Source organism: Mesoterricola sp. JemC181 (assembly GCF_055384585.1).
Window position 1 is genome coordinate 3766566 of the sequence record NZ_AP045076.1, and the last position, 14947, is coordinate 3781512.

Genomic DNA, 14947 nt, shown 5'->3' on the forward strand with positions numbered 1-14947 from the left:
CTATGGACACCTATAACATCCTGATCGTGGACGATGAATCGGACTTCCGGACGCTTCTTGTGGAAGCGCTGGAGAGCATGGGCTACCTGTGCGAAGGCGCGGAGACGGCCGAGCTCGCCCTGGACATGGCGCGCACCCGCCACTTCGCCATCATCTTCACGGACCTGAACATGCCCGGGGGCCTCTCGGGCCTGGACCTGCTGCAGGCCATCCAGGAGATCGACCCCAAGACCTTCTGCATCCTCATGACGGGCTACGCCACCACCGACAGCGCCATCCAGGCGCTCAAGAACGGGGCCTACGACTTCATCCAGAAGCCCTTCAAGCTCGCCGAGCTGGACGCCAGCCTCCAGCGGGCCCTGAACCACTACAAGGCCCTGCGCCAGAACGAGGCCTACCAGTCGGGCCTGGAAGAGCGGGTGGCCGAGCGCACACGCGAAGTGGTGAAGCTCAAGGACGACATCGAGAAGCTCTTCGAGGGCTTCGTGCAGGCGGCCGTGTTCGCCATTGAAGCGCGGGACCCCTCCACCTCGGGCCATTCCAACCGCGTCGCCACCCTCACCGTGGGCCTGGCGGAGGCCGTGAACCGCACGCCGTCCGGCGCCTACGGGCCCCTCCACTTCAACGAGCACCAGGTGAAGGAGCTGCGCTACGCCAGCCTCCTGCACGACTTCGGCAAGGTCGGCGTGCGCGAGCAGGTGCTGGTCAAGGCCCGCAAGCTCGAGCCCGAGCGCCTGGAGCGCATCCTCCAGCGCCTCTACCAGCGGGACCTGGAAGCCGCGGCCCGGCGCCTCCAGGAGGCCTGGAAGCGCAACGAGGCCTTCGAGGAGGGCTACTTCGAGATCCTCATGGCCGCCCACCGCGCCGAGAGCCAGCGCATCGCGGACCTGGTGCTGCGCTGCAACGAGCCCAAGCTCCTCACCCAGGAGGTGGTGGACTCCATGGACGAGCTGGAGGACCTGGCCTTCCTGCACTGGGAGGGCGCTCCCGCCAAGGTCCTCGAGCCCACCGACATCGCCGCCCTGCGGATCCCCCGCGGCAGCCTCTCCAAGGCCGAGCGGGACGAGATCAACAGCCACGTGGACAAGACCTACCGTTTCCTCAAGCAGATCCCCTGGACCGGCACCCTGGCCGACGTGCCCGGCATCGCCTACGCCCACCACGAGAGGCTCAACGGCATGGGCTACCCCCGCGCCCTGAAGTCCGAGGCCATCCCGCCGCAATCCAAGCTCATGGCCATCTGCGACGTGTACGACGCCCTGGTGGCGGCGGACCGCCCCTACAAGGTGGCCGTCACCGTGCCCCGGAGCCTGGAGATCCTCGAGGACGAGGCCAAGGCCGGGCTCCTGGACGGGGACGCCCTGGGCATCTTCCTGGAGGCCCGGATCTTCGACCTGACCATGACGCAGATCAAGGCCGAGCCGGAGCGGGCATGATCCGCGAACCGATCCTTCTGGTGGACGACGAGGAGGATCTCAGGACCTTCCTGAAGGATGCCCTCACCCACGACGGCTACCTGGTGGACGACGCCCCCGACGCCAACACGGCCCTGGCGATCCTCGCCCGCAGGCACTACCCCGTGGTGCTCACGGACCTCAACATGCCCGGCGGCCCCACGGGCTTCGACCTCATCTCGGCGGTGCACGCCCGGGACCCCCGCACCCTCTGCGTGGTCATCACCGGCTACGCCTCCCTGGAGACCGCCATCCGGGCCGTGAAGTTCGGAGCCTACGACTTCGTGCAGAAGCCCTTCCGCCTGGCCGAGATCGAGGCGGTGCTGGACCGCGCCCTGGACCACGCCGTGGTGGTGGGCCAGCTCCAGGACTACCAGCGGGACCTGGAGGGCCGCGTCCTGGCGCGGGTGCGTGAGAACCGGGAACTCGTCGAGGAGATGGAGCGGCTCAACGCGCTGCTGCTGGCCTCCCAGGCCGAGGCCTCCGAGGCCCCCATCCTCCGGGCCTTCCTGGACCACCTCCAGGAACGCTGGCACACGGGCGGCCACATGGCCCTCCTGCCCGCCCCCGACGACGCCTGGGAGCTGGTGGCCGAAGGCGGTCCCCGCGGACCCCGCACCCACGGCCTGCCTCCCCCCTCGAAGCTGGACGAGGGGCGGGAGTGGGCCTGGGAGGGCGGCTACCCCGATGGCCACCTGATCCCCCTGCGGGCCAACGGCATCCTGCTGGGCGCGCTCTTCATCGGCTTCGAGGAGCGGAGCTCCTTCCACCCCGAGGCCCCGGCCTTCCTGCTCTGGCGGCGCCAGCTCGAGGCCGCGCTCCACGGCCTCCGCCGCGCCCGCGCCCTGGTGGACGCGGCCCGGGTGCGCTGAGGTGGACCGGTCCCCCGCCCACCGCCTGCTCTGGACCGGTTTCACGGGCCTGGACGCCGTCCAGGTCCAGCCCGGGTTCCAGCCCGGGGGCATCGTGCTCTTCGCCCGCAACCTCGACCCGCACCCCGTGGCGGGCCCCGCCCGCTGCCACGCCCTGATCGGGGCCCTCCAGGAGCGCTGGGGACCCCTGGCGGTGGCCGCGGACCAGGAGGGCGGCGCCGTGAGCCGCCTGCGCGAATGGGTGGGCCTCACGCCCGGCCTGCGCGCGGTCTTCGAGGCGGGAGGCCCCGAAGGCTGCCGCCGGTGGGGGGGCCTGTGGGGCCGGGGCCTGCGGATGCTGGGCTTCAACGTGGACTTCGCGCCGGTGGCCGACCTCTACGACCCGGCGCCGGATTCGGCCCTGGGCGGGCGCTGCGCCAGCCCCGACCCGCAGGAGACCATCGCCGCCGCCGGCGCCTTCCTGGAGGGCCTCGAAGCCGAAGGCGTAAGGGGCTGCCTCAAGCACTTCCCCGGCCTGGGCGGCACCCGCCTGGACAGCCACGTGGGCCTGCCCGAAACCAGCGACCCCGCCCGGCTGGAAGCCAACCTGGCGCCCTTCCGGGCCCTGGCCCACGCCGACCTCCTGGTGATGGTGGCCCACCTCAAGGTGCCCCAGAGCCAGGGCCTCCCCGCGAGCCTCTCCGCGCGCTGCGTGGCCGGCAATCCCTGGGGCGTGAAGGCCCGGTGGATCCCCGACGACCTGCAGATGGGCGGCGCCGATGGGTGGAGCTGGGAGGACAAGGTGCGCCACTGCCTCCTGGCGGGCCACGAGGCCCTCCTGGTGTGCCAGACGCCCGAAGCCTCCCTGGCCTGCGCCGAAGCCGCGGCCCGCATGCCCGAGGCCCTCTGGGCCCCCGCCGCGGCCCGGTTCCGCAGCCTGCGCCGGCTCCTGCACTGCCACGCCGGCCCCTTCCAGCCCGCCCTTTGGAAGGCCTGGCTGGAGGAGGTCCGGGAGGAAGCTGATGTATAAATTAGCAATAAGACTATCCAGCCCGAAGCCAACGCAAGTATCCTAAGCCCGAAGGAGCACCCATGGAACGCGCCTACTATCCGCCCATCGTCATCGAGGAAACCCCCCGGGGCGAGCGGAGCTACGACATCTACTCCCGCCTGCTCAAGGACAACATCATCTTCCTCGGCACCGCCATCGACGATTCCGTCGCCAACGCGGTGGTGGCCCAGATGCTCTTCCTGGAGAGCGAGGACCCGGACAAGGACATCCAGATCTACATCAACAGCCCCGGCGGCAGCGTCACCGCCGGCCTGGCCATCTACGACACCATGCAGTTCGTGAAGAACGACATCGTCACCTACTGCATCGGCCAGGCCGCCTCCATGGGCGCCCACCTGCTGGCCGCCGGCACCAAGGGCAAGCGCTTCGCCCTGCCCAGCGCCCGGATCATGATCCACCAGCCCTCCGGCGGCGCCCAGGGCCAGGCGTCGGACATCGAGATCACCTTCAAGGAGATCCAGCGCCTGAAGGACAACCTCGCCGCCGCCCTGGCCAAGCACACGGGCCAGAACCTCAAGAAAGTCATGAAGGACATGGATCGTGACTATTTCATGAGTGCGGACGAGGCCCAGGATTATGGGCTCATCGACCGCGTCCTGTCCGAACGCCCGGCCTGAAAATCTTCCGGGTTGTGACGCATTACGCCGTTGCGTAGAGGCATGGTAGTGGTTACTCCACAGGATCACGCCATGACTCTGCTGTCCAACCATGCATTCGAGCAACTCCGCCAGATCCCCCTCTACGTCCCCGGGAAACCCATCCAGGAGGTGCAGCGGGAGCTCGGGCTGGAATCCATCGTCAAGCTCGCCAGCAACGAGAACCCCTGGGGCCCCAGCGAGGCCGTGAAGGCCCGCGTCATCAAGGCCGTCACCGGGGGCCGGGACGAGGGCCTGGGCCTCTACCCCGTCTCGGACGGCTTCTACCTGCGCTCGGCCATCGCCAGGCGCCGGGGCTTCAACCTGGGCCAGATCATGCTGGGCAACGGCAGCTCCGAGATCATCGAGATGGCCGCCAAGGCCGCGCTCCTGGGCGGCGGCAGCGGCGTGGCCCCCAAGCATTCCTTCGCCATCTACGGCATCGCCACCCAGACCGCGGGGGGCCGGTTCATCGAGTGCCCCTGCAGCCCCACCGAGGTGGACGCGGACGCGATCCTCGGCGCCGTGCAGCTGGACACGCGCATCGTCTACCTGGGCAACCCCAACAACCCCACCGGCGTCATGCTGGGCCGGGAAGGGCTGGCGCGCCTGGTGCGCGAGCTCCGGGACGACATCCTGCTGGTCGTCGACCAGGCCTATTCGGAGTACGAGGATCCGGAGACCTACCCCGACGCCACGAGTTTCCTGGACGAGCGCAGCAACCTCCTCGTGCTCCACACCTTCTCCAAGATCCACTCCCTGGCCGCCATGCGCATCGGCTACGGCATCGGCCACCTCAAGCTCATCGCCCTCCTGGAGCGCGTGCGCAGCCCCTTCAACACCAACATGCTGGCCCAGGTGGCCGCCGAGACGGCGGTGGAGGACTATCCCTTCGAGGCCTTCTCCCGCGCCCGCAACGCCGAGGCCCGCCAGGCCTTCTTCGCCGAGGCCGCCAACCACAGGTGCAAGGCCACGGGCATGGCCGGGAACTTCATCCTCCTCGAGAGCGTCCTGCCCGCCATGGAGATGTTCAAGGACCTCCTCAAGGCCGGGGTGATCGTGCGCCCCATGCACGCCTACGACCTGCCCAACCACGTGCGGGTCACCCTGGGCAAGCCCGAGGAGATGCAGGCCTTCTGGGCGGCGGCCACGCCCGTGCTGGACAACGCCGGCTGCGGTTGCCGGTAGGCTCTCCCGGGCCTATGATGTCCGATCGGGAGGCCTCCTTGGGCACCTACCACATCGCAGGTGACCTGCTCCGCGCCTCGGTGCGGACCGCGGGGGCCGAGCTCTGCCGGCTCCAGACCGGCGCCGGGACGGACCTGCTGTGGGACGGCGACCCCGCCGTGTGGGCCCGGCAGGCCCCCAACCTCTTCCCCATCGTCGGCGCGCTCAAGGGCGACCGGCTCCAGCACAAGGGCAAGGCCCACACCCTGGGCCGGCACGGCTTCGCCCGCGACCGGGAGTGGGCCCTCAAGCGCCTCACCGCCCATTCCGTCACCCTGCGCCTCTGCGACGACGAGGCCACCCGGGCCGCCTACCCCTTCCCCTTCGAGCTGTGCGTCACCTTCCGCATCGACGGGAACCAGCTGAGGGTGCAGTACGACCTGCACAACCCGGGCGGGAGCGCCCTCTTCGCCAGCCTCGGAGCCCACCCCGCCTTCCGCTGGCCCCTGCACCCCGACATCCCCCGGGAAGCCCACCGCATGGTCTTCGAGAAGCCCGAGATGGCCTTCCTGCCCGTGCTGGACGCCCGGGGCCTCCTGGGCGCCGGCAACCAGCCCAGCCCCCTCAGGAACCGGGAGCTCGCCCTCCGGGACGAGGTCTTCCAGGAGGACGCCCTCATCTTCAACCCGGTGGAGAGCCGGTTCCTGCGCTACTCCGCCCCCGGCACGCCCGTGGTGGAGGTCAGCTGGGAGGGCTTCCCCCAGCTGGGCATCTGGACCCGGCCGGGAGCCGGCTTCGTGTGCATCGAGCCCTGGCGGGGTTTCGCCAGCCCGGCGGCCTTCGAGGGGGAGTTCAGCGAGAAGCCCGGTATCTTCCAGGTGGGGGCCGGGGCCACCACGACATCGGCCTATTCGGTACGAGTGCTTCCCGGCTGAGCCCAAGCCTGGGACACTGGAGGATTAGTCGAAGGAGACCGAATGGCAGTGCAGTGCGGAATCGTGGGCCTTCCCAATGTGGGTAAGTCCACCCTTTTTAACGCTTTGACCCGGGCCGGGGCCGCTTCGGCCAACTATCCCTTCTGTACCATCGAACCCAACACCGGCGTCGTGGACGTGCCGGACTCCCGCCTGGACAGGCTGGCCGAGATCGTGGTCCCCCAGCGGGTCCTCCCCGCCTCCCAGGAGTTCGTGGACATCGCCGGGCTCGTGCGGGGCGCCAGCAAGGGCGAGGGCCTGGGCAACGCCTTCCTGGCCAACATCCGCGAGACCGACGCCATCGTCCAGGTGGTGCGCTGCTTCGTGGACGGGGACGTCACCCACGTCGAGGGCGGCGTGGACCCCGCGCGGGACCTCTCCATCATCGACACCGAGCTGATCATCAAGGACCTGGACGGGGCCGAGAAGGCCCTGGACCGCCACCGGAAGATCGCCAAGAGCGGCAACAAGGAATCCCAGCAGCTGGTGGCGGCCCTGGAGAAGGTCCACGGCGCCCTGGACCGCGGGGAGTGGGCCTCCACCGCCGATATGTACAAGGAGGAGCTCGCCCTGGTGAAGTCCTTCGGCTTCATCACCCTCAAGCCCATGCTCCTGGTCGGCAACATCTCCGAGGCCGACATCCCCGACCCCGGGGCCAACCCCCACTATGCGGCCCTGGAGGCCGCGGCGGCCCAGCGCGGGTGCCCCGTGATCCCCATCTGCTCCAAGCTCGAAGCCGAGATCCAGGAGCTGAGCCCGGAGGAGCGCCCGCTCTTCCTGGAGGAGGCCGGCCTCAAGGAGCCCGGGCTCAACCGGCTGATCACGGCCTCCTTCCGGCTGCTCAACCTCCAGACCTACTTCACCGCCGGCGTCAAGGAAGTGCGGGCCTGGACCATTCCCATCGGCGCCACCGCCCCCCAGTCCGCCGCGGTGATCCACACCGATTTCGAGAAGGGCTTCATCCGGGCCCAGGTCATCGCCTTCGAGGACTTCATCACCCACAAGGGCGAGCAGGGCGCCAAGGAAATGGGACGCATGCGTTCCGAGGGCAAGGAATACATCGTCAAGGATGGCGACGTGATGCACTTCCTCTTCAACGTCTGAGGATTTCCTTTCCCCGGCGTCCCAGCGAACCCTCAGGATTTGAACTACACTCTGGGGAACACAATGGGTTCCATCAAGTTGACGAACCGTTCGCGTGGCCACAGGCTGAACAGGTGATGGCAAAGCTCAAGGCAGGCAAACCCGCAGATTCCGGCACCCGCATCGAGGATCCCGCCATCCTCCGGGACGTGTTCCAGCAGCTCTTCGACCTGGAAGCGGAATTCCCCATCAAGGTGGAAGGCACCAGCACCCTGCCCTACTTCTGCTCCATCCTGAAGCTCAACTGGGACGAGGGCAGCCTCGTCCTCAAGCTGGTCCGGCCCCTGCCCCACGAACTCCTGGTGGGGGCCGTCTTCCACTTCCTCTGCGCGTCGGGGGAACAGCGCTACGAAGGTTTCATCACTTTCCAGGGGCGGGAGGGCTACCTCCAGTACCGTTTCGAGCGGCCCGCCTACCTTCTCCTCTCGGACCGCCGCGTCCACAAGCGCTACCCCTTCCGGCCCCGGGAGAGCGCCTACGTGATCCTCCAGGATTCCGGCGTACCGGGCCTGGGGGTGGCCGGGCCCCTGGTGAACATCGGCCTGGGCGGCCTGGCGCTGAGGGTGGACCGCATCATCCGGCTCGACACCGGGGTGCGGATCCCGCCCTCCACCGCCATCTTCGACCGGGGCAAGGGCTTCCCCCGGATCCGGGTGCAGGACCTCCCCCGGATCCACCTCCTGGAGGCCCGGGGCCTCTCCACCCACGCCACCGAGCGCGGCAACGAACTGGTCCTGGGGCTCGCCTTCACGTCCCTGACGCCCGAGGAGGAGGCCCTCATCCAGGCCGCGCTGGAGGTGCGCGACCGCCTGCAGCGGGGCGGCGGCCCCCGCTCGGAGGGGGGCGCCGTGGCCCTTCGTCCGGACGGCCGTCCCCTCCTGCCTGGCGAGGGGGCCCCTCCGGACGCGCAGGTGGCCGCGGGCGATATCCTGCGCCGCCTGAGGCGCCGCACCTCCACCGTGGGCCTGGTCATGCCCGAAGGCCCCCAGCGCGACGCCCTTGAGCTGCGCCTCCGGGAGGCGGGCTTCCTCCGTCTGCAGGTGGCCGGTTCCATGGCCCAGCTGGCCGCCCTGGCCGCCGGGGAGCCCCGCCGCCATGCCCCCCGCCTGTGCATCGTGGACCTCGCGGTGGCCCACGCCGGTGACGCCGAGCCCCTGGAGGCCGTGCGCTCCATCGAGGCCGAGGTCGCGGGCCTCGGGAGCATCCCCACCGCCATCCTCTGCGATGCCGTGGACCCCACGCTGCTGCTGGCCCAGGCCGACCTCACCCGGTTCGTGTCCACGGAAGTGGGACCGGAGTCCCTGGCGACCCTGGACGCCATGCTGGACCGGGATCCGGCGGAATAGTCCCGGATGCCGTCTGGGCCCCTCGCCCCCGGACCTTGTGGGAGGCGAGGATACCGGCGATGCCTGGCGCCTGCACCCCCCCTCGGAGGAAGCGCCGGCCGGGTTCAGGCCTTCCTCACCGGCGCGACCTTCACGGGCTCGCCGCTGGCGGTGGTGCGGATCAGGTCGTCCTGCAGCCGGTTCCCGCCGCGCAGGATGGGGTCGGAGGCGTCCTTGGCCAGCAGGATCCCGCCCCGGGCGTTGCGGTGCACGACGCATTCCTCCAGGGTCACCTCGGCGTCCTCCAGCAGGAGGATGCCGGTGTCCTTGCCGTCCCGAAGGTCACAGCGCACCAGGAGGAGGCTGCCCCCGGGCTCGACCTTGGCGCCGGTGCCGGCATTGCCGAAAATCTCGCAGCCTTCCAGAACCCCGCGGCCCCGCCAGGAGCAGACGACCCCGAAGGACCTGCCGTCGAAGATCCTGCAGGACTTCAGCTGCGCCGTGGCGCCGTTGTGGACCACCACGGCGGGTTCCTGGTTGCCGGAGAGTTCGCAGTCCTCCATGGCGAGCAGGCCCTGGTCCATGATCGAGCTGCCCAGCCCGTAGTTGCCCGCCATGCGGCAGCGCCGCAAGGTGATCGTGGCGCCGTAGGCCCCGTGCACGGCGCTCAGGGCATGACCCCCCAGGTCGCAATCGTCCAGGGTGGCCTGGCCCCGCTCCAGGACCAGGACGCCGATGGAGCGGGAGTCCATGACGCGGCAGCGGCGCAGTTCGGCCCGGGCCTCGGCCTCGACCTCGATGCCGCCGGCGGCCTGCCCCGAGACCTGGCAGTCCTCCAGCGTGGCCTGGGCGCCGGGCAGGAGGTGGACGCCCACGCCCGGGGGGTTGGTCAGCCTGCAGCCGTTGAGCAGCACCCGCGCGCCTGCGCCCACCCGAACCGCGGCCAGGAAGTCCCCGGCCAGATCGCAGGCCTCCAGGCGCGCCAGCGTGTTGGCCTCGGCCAGGACGGCCGCCGGGGCCGCGCCCCGGACCGAGCACTTCAGGAAGGTCGGGTCCACGGCGCCGCCCGCGATCTGGATGGCGGGGCCCCCGGCCACGTCGAACGCGCAGCCCTCGGCCACGATCCGGCCCCGCAGCGCCAGCAGGGCCGCGGCGGAGTCCGCGCTGCGCAGCGTGAGCCCGCAAAGCCTGACGTCGCCGGCGTCCAGGGCCAGACAGGGGCCCTTGGGGCTCTCGATCACCACCTCCGAGGCCTCCCCCTGACCCTCGATGGTCACGTCCTTGTCCACGACGAGGGACTCCCGGTACACGCCCGGCAGGACGACGATCCGGGTGCCGGGCTCGGCCTGGCGCAAGGCCACCCGCAGGCTCATGCACTGCGCCTTCCCGCCCTTGCCCACCATCAGCGTGCGGAGGCCGGCGGTGTCCGCGGGCTTCGGGAACGGGGCCGCCGCAGCCTCCCGGATGGCCTCGGCCAGGGCCTCGGCGGACGGGAATCGTTCCCCGGGCGCCTTGGCCAGGGCCCGGTCCGCCACGGCCAGGAGCGCCGGACTCAGTCCGGCCAGCTCCGCCGGGGTGAAGGGCGCCGGAGGCCGGCCCAGGATGGCGCCCAGGATGGAGGCGGGGGTTTCGCCCGCGAAGGGCCTGCGCCCCCCGGTGAGGATCTCGTAGAGCACGACCCCCATGGCGAAGAGGTCCGAGGCGGGCAGGGCCTTGCCGGTGTCGAGATACTCCGGGGCCATGTAGCTGGCGGTGCCCATCCAGTTGCCCTTCTGGGTGAGCTCCGACTGCTCCACCCCGGCCACGCCGAAGTCCATGAGCTTGGCCTGGGCCTTCCGGCCCAGCCGGCTCACGAGGATGTTGGCGGGCTTGATGTCGCGGTGGATGATGCCGTGCTCGTGGGCGAAGGCCAGCCCGTCGCAGGCCTGGGCCAGCAGCTCCAGCAGGTCCTCCCGGCTGTGCGCCCCGGAGCGGATGGCCGCCCCCAGGTCCTCGCCGTCCACGTATTCCATGGCCAGGAAGTGCGTGCCTTCGTCCTCGCCGAATTCGAAGACCGTGACGATGTTGGGATGGTTGAGGGATCCCGCGGACCGGGCCTCCCGCTCGAAGCGCGCGTTGGCGTCGGGGGCGAAGCTCGCGTTCAGGCGGATGGTCTTGACCGCCACGGCGCGGTCCAGGAGGGGGTCCTTGGCGAGGTACACCTCCCCCATGGAGCCGTGCCCCAGCATCCTCACGATCTCGAACTTGCCGATCCGCTCGCGCATCGGCTCCTACACTACCGCATCTGGATCGCCATGGCATTGAGCCGTTCGATGCGCTTCTCCATGGGCGGGTGGGTCGAGAAGAGCGACAGGATCCCGCCGCCCCGCAGGGGGTTCACGATCATCATGTGCGCCGTGGCGGGCTGGGCGTCCCGCATGGGCACCTGCTGGTTGTACGCGGCCAGCCGGCCGAGGGCCGAGGCCAGCTGGTCGGGGCGGCCCGTGATGTGGGCGGAGTAGTCGTCCGCCTCGTACTCCCGGGAGCGGCTGACGGCCATCTGCAGGAGGAGGGCGGCGATGGGGCCCAGGATCATCACCAGGATGGCCACCAGGGGGCTGCCGGAGTCGTCGTCCCGCCGGGGGGTGAACCAGAAGGCCATGCGGGAGAGCAGCATGATGGCCTGGGCCAGCACGGCGGCGAGGCTGCCGATGAGGATGTCCCGGTGCTTGACGTGGCCCAGCTCGTGGGCGAGGACGCCCTCCAGCTCGGGACGGGACAGGGCCCGGAGGAGGCCCTCGGTGACGGCCACCACGGCGTGGTCCGGGTTGCGTCCGGTGGCGAAGGCGTTGGGGGTCTCGTCGGGGATGATGGCGACCCGGGGCATGGGCAGGCCGGCCCGCTGGGCAAGGTTGGCGACGATGGCGTACAGCTCCGGCGCGTCGGCGGGGCCGACGATCTGGGCCCGGTAGGCGGCGAGGACGATCCTGTCCGAGAAGAAATAGCTGACGCCGTTCATCAGGATCGCGAAGCCCAGGGCCAGCACGATCCCCATGTCACCGTAGAGCAGGCCGCCCGCCCAAACCAGCACGCCCGTCATGATCATGATCAGTATGAATGTTTTAATACTATTCATGCGTCACTCCCGTGCCCCCATTATCCCTCAGAGGCGCTTGATCACCACCAGGGTGACGTCGTCCTTGAAGCCGGCCCCGTCCAGGTGCTTGAAGGTCCGGGTCAGGAGCCGCTCGAAGAGCTCGTCGGCGCTGGCGCCGGGGTTCTCCAGGACCGTGGCCACCAGCGGTTCCTCACCCAGGTCCTCCCCCGCCAGGTTCTCGGCCTCGGACACGCCGTCCGTGAAGATGACCAGCGTATCGCCGGGATGCATGGTGGCCCGCCCTTCGCTGAACACCGCGCCGGGGAGGAGGCCCACCATGGGCCCCGTGGGCTGCAGATGCTCCAGGGGGCGCCCGTCCCCGGGCACCAGGAGGGGCGGGTTGTGCCCGGCGTTCACGTAGCGCAGATCGCCGGTGGCGGGGTTGAGGCTGCCCATGAAGAGGGTGGCGAACCGGTTCCGGTCCCGCACTTCGTTCATGCGTTCGTTGAGGCGCAGCGCCAGCGCGCCCCAGTCCACCACGCGCCGGTCGGCCATGGCCCGCAGGAAGGCCGAGAGCTGGGTCATCATGAGGGACGCCGGCAGGCCCTTGCCCGAGATGTCGGCCAGGGCGAGATGGAGCCGGGGGCTGCGGTCCAGGTCGGAGGCCATCCAGAGGTCGTAGAGATCGCCGCCCACGGCCTGGTAGGGCAGGTTGGCGGCGGCGCACTGCCAGCCTTCGGGCTCGGGCAGGCGCTTGGGGAGGATGCGGCGCTGGATGTTGCGGGCCAGCTCCAGGTCCTTCTCCAGCTTCATCGCCTGGAGCCGCGTCTCCCGCAGCTCGAGGCTGCCCAGCTGGGTGGAGGTGATGTTCAGGAGCGTCTGGAAGAACAGCTCGTCGTCGTCGTTGAGCTTGCCCTGGGCGGGCTCGGCGGCGTAGGCGAAGCCGTGGCTGTGGTCCTGGTCGCGGAGCTCCACGGCGTGCACGAGGCCCTTCTCCTCCACGAGCCCGTTGATGCTCTCCCCCTCCAGGACCGGCGGCAGCTTGCCCAGGCCCCGGCTGTGGATCACGGTGCCGTCGGCGCCCACCACCAGGAGGCGCTGGATGTGGAACTCCCCGGCCAGCGTGTTGGCCATGAGGCGGATGAGTTCGCCCCGGGTCTCCACCTCCCCGAGGTTCCGGGTGAGGTCGAACAGGGTGTTCAGCCGGGACAGCTGGAGGGCCAGGGCCCGGTTCTGGTCGCTGCGGTTGGCCTCCAGGCGCCGCCAGGCCAGGAGGGGCGCGGAAATGGACAGCAGGAGGGTGAGGGCGGCGGGCACTTCCGGGGTGCGCACCACCAGGAAGCCGTAGGGTTCCTCCCCGTAGGCCCAGGGCAGGCTCGTCCACCCCGGGCCCGGGTGGGTGGGGAACGGCGAGGCGTTGCCCCGCAGGAAGATCCACCGGGTCCCGTTCCAGATGCCGCCCTGGGGGGCCTTGGCGATGCCCAGGGCCGTCACCCCCACCAGGTGGATCAGATCCTCCTCGGTGGCCTGGGCCGGGAAGGTTTCCAGGAAGTCGATGATGGGCAGCAGTTCCTGGGTGCCTTCGGGAATGCGGGTGCACAGCTCCCGCAGGCGCTCGAAGGGGGGGAAGCCGGCCGGATCGGTCATGGGCGGGTCTCGGTCCTCTTGCGCATCCGGTCCATGGCCTCGGGGTAGAGGTCCTCGGCGCAGTTGGGGCAGATGCCGTGGGAGAAGGTGGCCGACGTGTGCTCGGAGACGTAGCTCTCCAGCTGGGTCCAGTAGCCCTGGTCGTTCCGGATCTTCTTGCACTGGGCGCAGATGGGAAGCAGGCCGCTGAGGGTCTTGATCTCGTTCATCCGGTCCTGGAGCTCGAGGTTGATCTTGGCCAGTTCGGCGTTGGACGCCTGCAGCGTCCGGCGGTTCCGGCGCATGTTCTTGTTGTAGATGGCCAGCGCGACGATGGCGGTGGCCAAGGTGCCCAGGCCCAGCACCAGCACGGCCAGGAAGTACCGGTTCCGCTCCAGCTGGAGCGAGGAGATCACCCGCTGCTTTTTCAGGGCCTCGATCTCGTTGTCCTTCTTGATCGTCACGATCTTCATCGTCGATTCGGCGATCTTGTTGCTCTCCTGGATGGTGTAGATGGAGTCCTTGATCTCCATGGCCTGCTTGAAGGCGCGGAAGGCCTCGGCGGTTTCGCCCTTCTTCTCGTGCAGCTCGGAGATCAGCTCATAGCTGCGCTTGAGCTCGTCCCGGGCGTTGATCACCTTCGCAAGCGCGGCGGCCTCCCGGGCGATGGGGATCCCCTGCGCATAGGAACCCGAGAGCAGGTGCATGCGCGCCGTGACGTTCATCACCTGGACGAGGCCATGGCGGTGGTTGAACTTCCCGTACTGGGCCCGGGCCAGGCGGAGGTACTCCCGGGCCTGGTCGAACTGCCGCAGTTCCGAGTAGGTCATTCCGAGGTTCATGTAGTTGTAGGCCAGGTAGCTGTCGTCCCGCGTCTCCCGGGAGAGGGCGAAGGCGGCGAGGTGGTTCGCGAGGGCGTCGTCCAGCCGGCCCATCTTGAACTGGGAGAAGCCGATGTTGAGCCGGGTGAGGATGAGCCTCTTGTTGTCCGGGTGCTGCTCGATCCGCTTGAGGATCTGCTCGTAGTATTCGATCGCCTGATCGTACTGGCCGCTGTTGTGGTACACGACCCCGATGAGGTTCAGGGACTGGGTCACGGCCTTCTCGAGTCCCAGCTCCTCGCGCAGGCGAAGGGATTCGATGGCCTCGTCCAGGGCCTGGCTGTAGGACCCGATGAAGGTGTAGGTGATCGCCATGGCGTTGTGGGCCTTGGCCATGCGCTCCTTGTCGCCCAGCTGGGTGCTCAGGGCCAGGGCCCGCTTGCCGAAATCGATGGCCTTGGGGTAGTCGCCGGACTGGCCCGAACAGAAGGAGGTGGACGTGAGGAAGGCGGCCTCCTTCTCCCGGTCCCCCTGCTGGATGGCCAGGGCGAGCCCTTCCACGGCATAGGCCAGCGCCTCCTGGGGAGAGGCCGACTCGGTGCTGTTGGCCAGATCCAGAAGCGCCACCATCCGCGCCCGGCCGGTAAGGGTGGGCAGGGCGGCCTTCATGGACTCGACCGAGGGTTCCCCCGGCTGGGCGTGGGCAGCAAGGAACCCGAGACACATGATGACGATTTTCAGGTTCCTGACGAATGAGAGCACTGCCTGGCCTCCCTGGTGAGCATGGCCGTGCGCCGGTTGCG

The 14947-nt window shown here is 69.5% G+C and carries 12 protein-coding genes; 8 read left to right on the forward strand and 4 right to left on the reverse strand.

Annotated features, from left to right (window positions below):
* Positions 1-2 precede the first annotated feature (2 nt).
* From ACZ5MC_RS16640 to ACZ5MC_RS16675, 8 genes are all read left to right on the forward strand, one after another.
* On the forward strand, positions 3-1436 hold the full coding sequence (locus tag ACZ5MC_RS16640; protein ID WP_306601595.1) for an HD domain-containing phosphohydrolase: 1434 nt from the start codon (positions 3-5) through the stop codon (positions 1434-1436).
* Positions 1433-2326 carry a response regulator gene (locus ACZ5MC_RS16645; protein ID WP_464516307.1) on the forward strand — a complete coding sequence of 298 codons (894 nt, stop codon included), beginning with the start codon at positions 1433-1435 and terminating at the stop codon, positions 2324-2326. The genes ACZ5MC_RS16640 and ACZ5MC_RS16645 overlap by 4 nt, the downstream gene beginning before the upstream one ends.
* A gap of 1 nt (position 2327) precedes the next feature.
* A complete protein-coding gene (locus ACZ5MC_RS16650) occupies positions 2328-3335 on the forward strand; it encodes a glycoside hydrolase family 3 N-terminal domain-containing protein (RefSeq protein ID WP_464516308.1) in 1008 nt (335 codons plus the stop codon).
* Positions 3336-3397: 62 nt separating this feature from the next.
* Positions 3398-3994, forward strand: a complete 597-nt coding sequence (gene clpP / locus ACZ5MC_RS16655) for an ATP-dependent Clp endopeptidase proteolytic subunit ClpP (RefSeq protein WP_306601598.1) — start codon at positions 3398-3400, stop codon at positions 3992-3994.
* A 72-nt stretch (positions 3995-4066) separates the two neighbouring features.
* Positions 4067-5200: a pyridoxal phosphate-dependent aminotransferase gene (locus ACZ5MC_RS16660; protein ID WP_306601599.1), complete on the forward strand. Its 1134-nt coding sequence runs from the start codon at positions 4067-4069 to the stop codon at positions 5198-5200.
* 38 nt (positions 5201-5238) lie between these two features.
* Positions 5239-6114 (forward strand): aldose 1-epimerase family protein, encoded by an 876-nt coding sequence (locus tag ACZ5MC_RS16665; RefSeq protein WP_464516309.1) that lies wholly within the window; start codon positions 5239-5241, stop codon positions 6112-6114.
* A gap of 42 nt (positions 6115-6156) precedes the next feature.
* Positions 6157-7257, forward strand: coding sequence for a redox-regulated ATPase YchF (gene ychF, locus ACZ5MC_RS16670; protein WP_306601601.1), 1101 nt, complete (start codon positions 6157-6159; stop codon positions 7255-7257).
* A 116-nt stretch (positions 7258-7373) separates the two neighbouring features.
* Positions 7374-8642, forward strand: coding sequence for a hypothetical protein (locus ACZ5MC_RS16675; RefSeq protein WP_464516310.1), 1269 nt, complete (start codon positions 7374-7376; stop codon positions 8640-8642).
* Between the two features lie 104 nt (positions 8643-8746).
* Here ACZ5MC_RS16675 and ACZ5MC_RS16680 read toward each other — a convergent pair whose 3' ends face one another.
* From ACZ5MC_RS16680 to ACZ5MC_RS16695, 4 genes are all read right to left on the reverse strand, one after another.
* The gene (locus tag ACZ5MC_RS16680; protein WP_464516311.1) at positions 8747-10885 is read right to left on the reverse strand and encodes a protein kinase domain-containing protein; all 2139 of its coding nucleotides are present in this window, start codon (positions 10883-10885) and stop codon (positions 8747-8749) included.
* Positions 10886-10896: 11 nt separating this feature from the next.
* A complete protein-coding gene (locus ACZ5MC_RS16685) occupies positions 10897-11700 on the reverse strand; it encodes a zinc metalloprotease HtpX (RefSeq protein ID WP_306601604.1) in 804 nt (267 codons plus the stop codon).
* Between the two features lie 63 nt (positions 11701-11763).
* Entirely contained in the window at positions 11764-13344 is a 1581-nt protein-coding gene (locus ACZ5MC_RS16690) for a PP2C family protein-serine/threonine phosphatase (RefSeq protein WP_306601605.1), read from the reverse strand.
* Positions 13341-14870: a tetratricopeptide repeat protein gene (locus tag ACZ5MC_RS16695; RefSeq protein ID WP_306601606.1), complete on the reverse strand. Its 1530-nt coding sequence runs from the start codon at positions 14868-14870 to the stop codon at positions 13341-13343. Before ACZ5MC_RS16695 ends, ACZ5MC_RS16690 begins: the two co-directional genes overlap by 4 nt.
* Positions 14871-14947 lie beyond the last annotated feature (77 nt).

Coding starts and splice junctions, on each gene's coding strand:
- ACZ5MC_RS16640 (WP_306601595.1), top strand. CDS start 3: ATGGACACCTATAACATCCTGATCGTGGACGATGAATCGGACTTCCGG.
- ACZ5MC_RS16645 (WP_464516307.1), top strand. CDS start 1,433: ATGATCCGCGAACCGATCCTTCTGGTGGACGACGAGGAGGATCTCAGG.
- clpP (WP_306601598.1), top strand. CDS start 3,398: ATGGAACGCGCCTACTATCCGCCCATCGTCATCGAGGAAACCCCCCGG.
- ACZ5MC_RS16660 (WP_306601599.1), top strand. CDS start 4,067: ATGACTCTGCTGTCCAACCATGCATTCGAGCAACTCCGCCAGATCCCC.
- ychF (WP_306601601.1), top strand. CDS start 6,157: ATGGCAGTGCAGTGCGGAATCGTGGGCCTTCCCAATGTGGGTAAGTCC.
- ACZ5MC_RS16675 (WP_464516310.1), top strand. CDS start 7,374: ATGGCAAAGCTCAAGGCAGGCAAACCCGCAGATTCCGGCACCCGCATC.
- ACZ5MC_RS16680 (WP_464516311.1), bottom strand. CDS start 10,885: ATGCGCGAGCGGATCGGCAAGTTCGAGATCGTGAGGATGCTGGGGCAC.
- ACZ5MC_RS16685 (WP_306601604.1), bottom strand. CDS start 11,700: ATGACGGGCGTGCTGGTTTGGGCGGGCGGCCTGCTCTACGGTGACATG.
- ACZ5MC_RS16690 (WP_306601605.1), bottom strand. CDS start 13,344: ATGACCGATCCGGCCGGCTTCCCCCCCTTCGAGCGCCTGCGGGAGCTG.
- ACZ5MC_RS16695 (WP_306601606.1), bottom strand. CDS start 14,870: ATGTGTCTCGGGTTCCTTGCTGCCCACGCCCAGCCGGGGGAACCCTCG.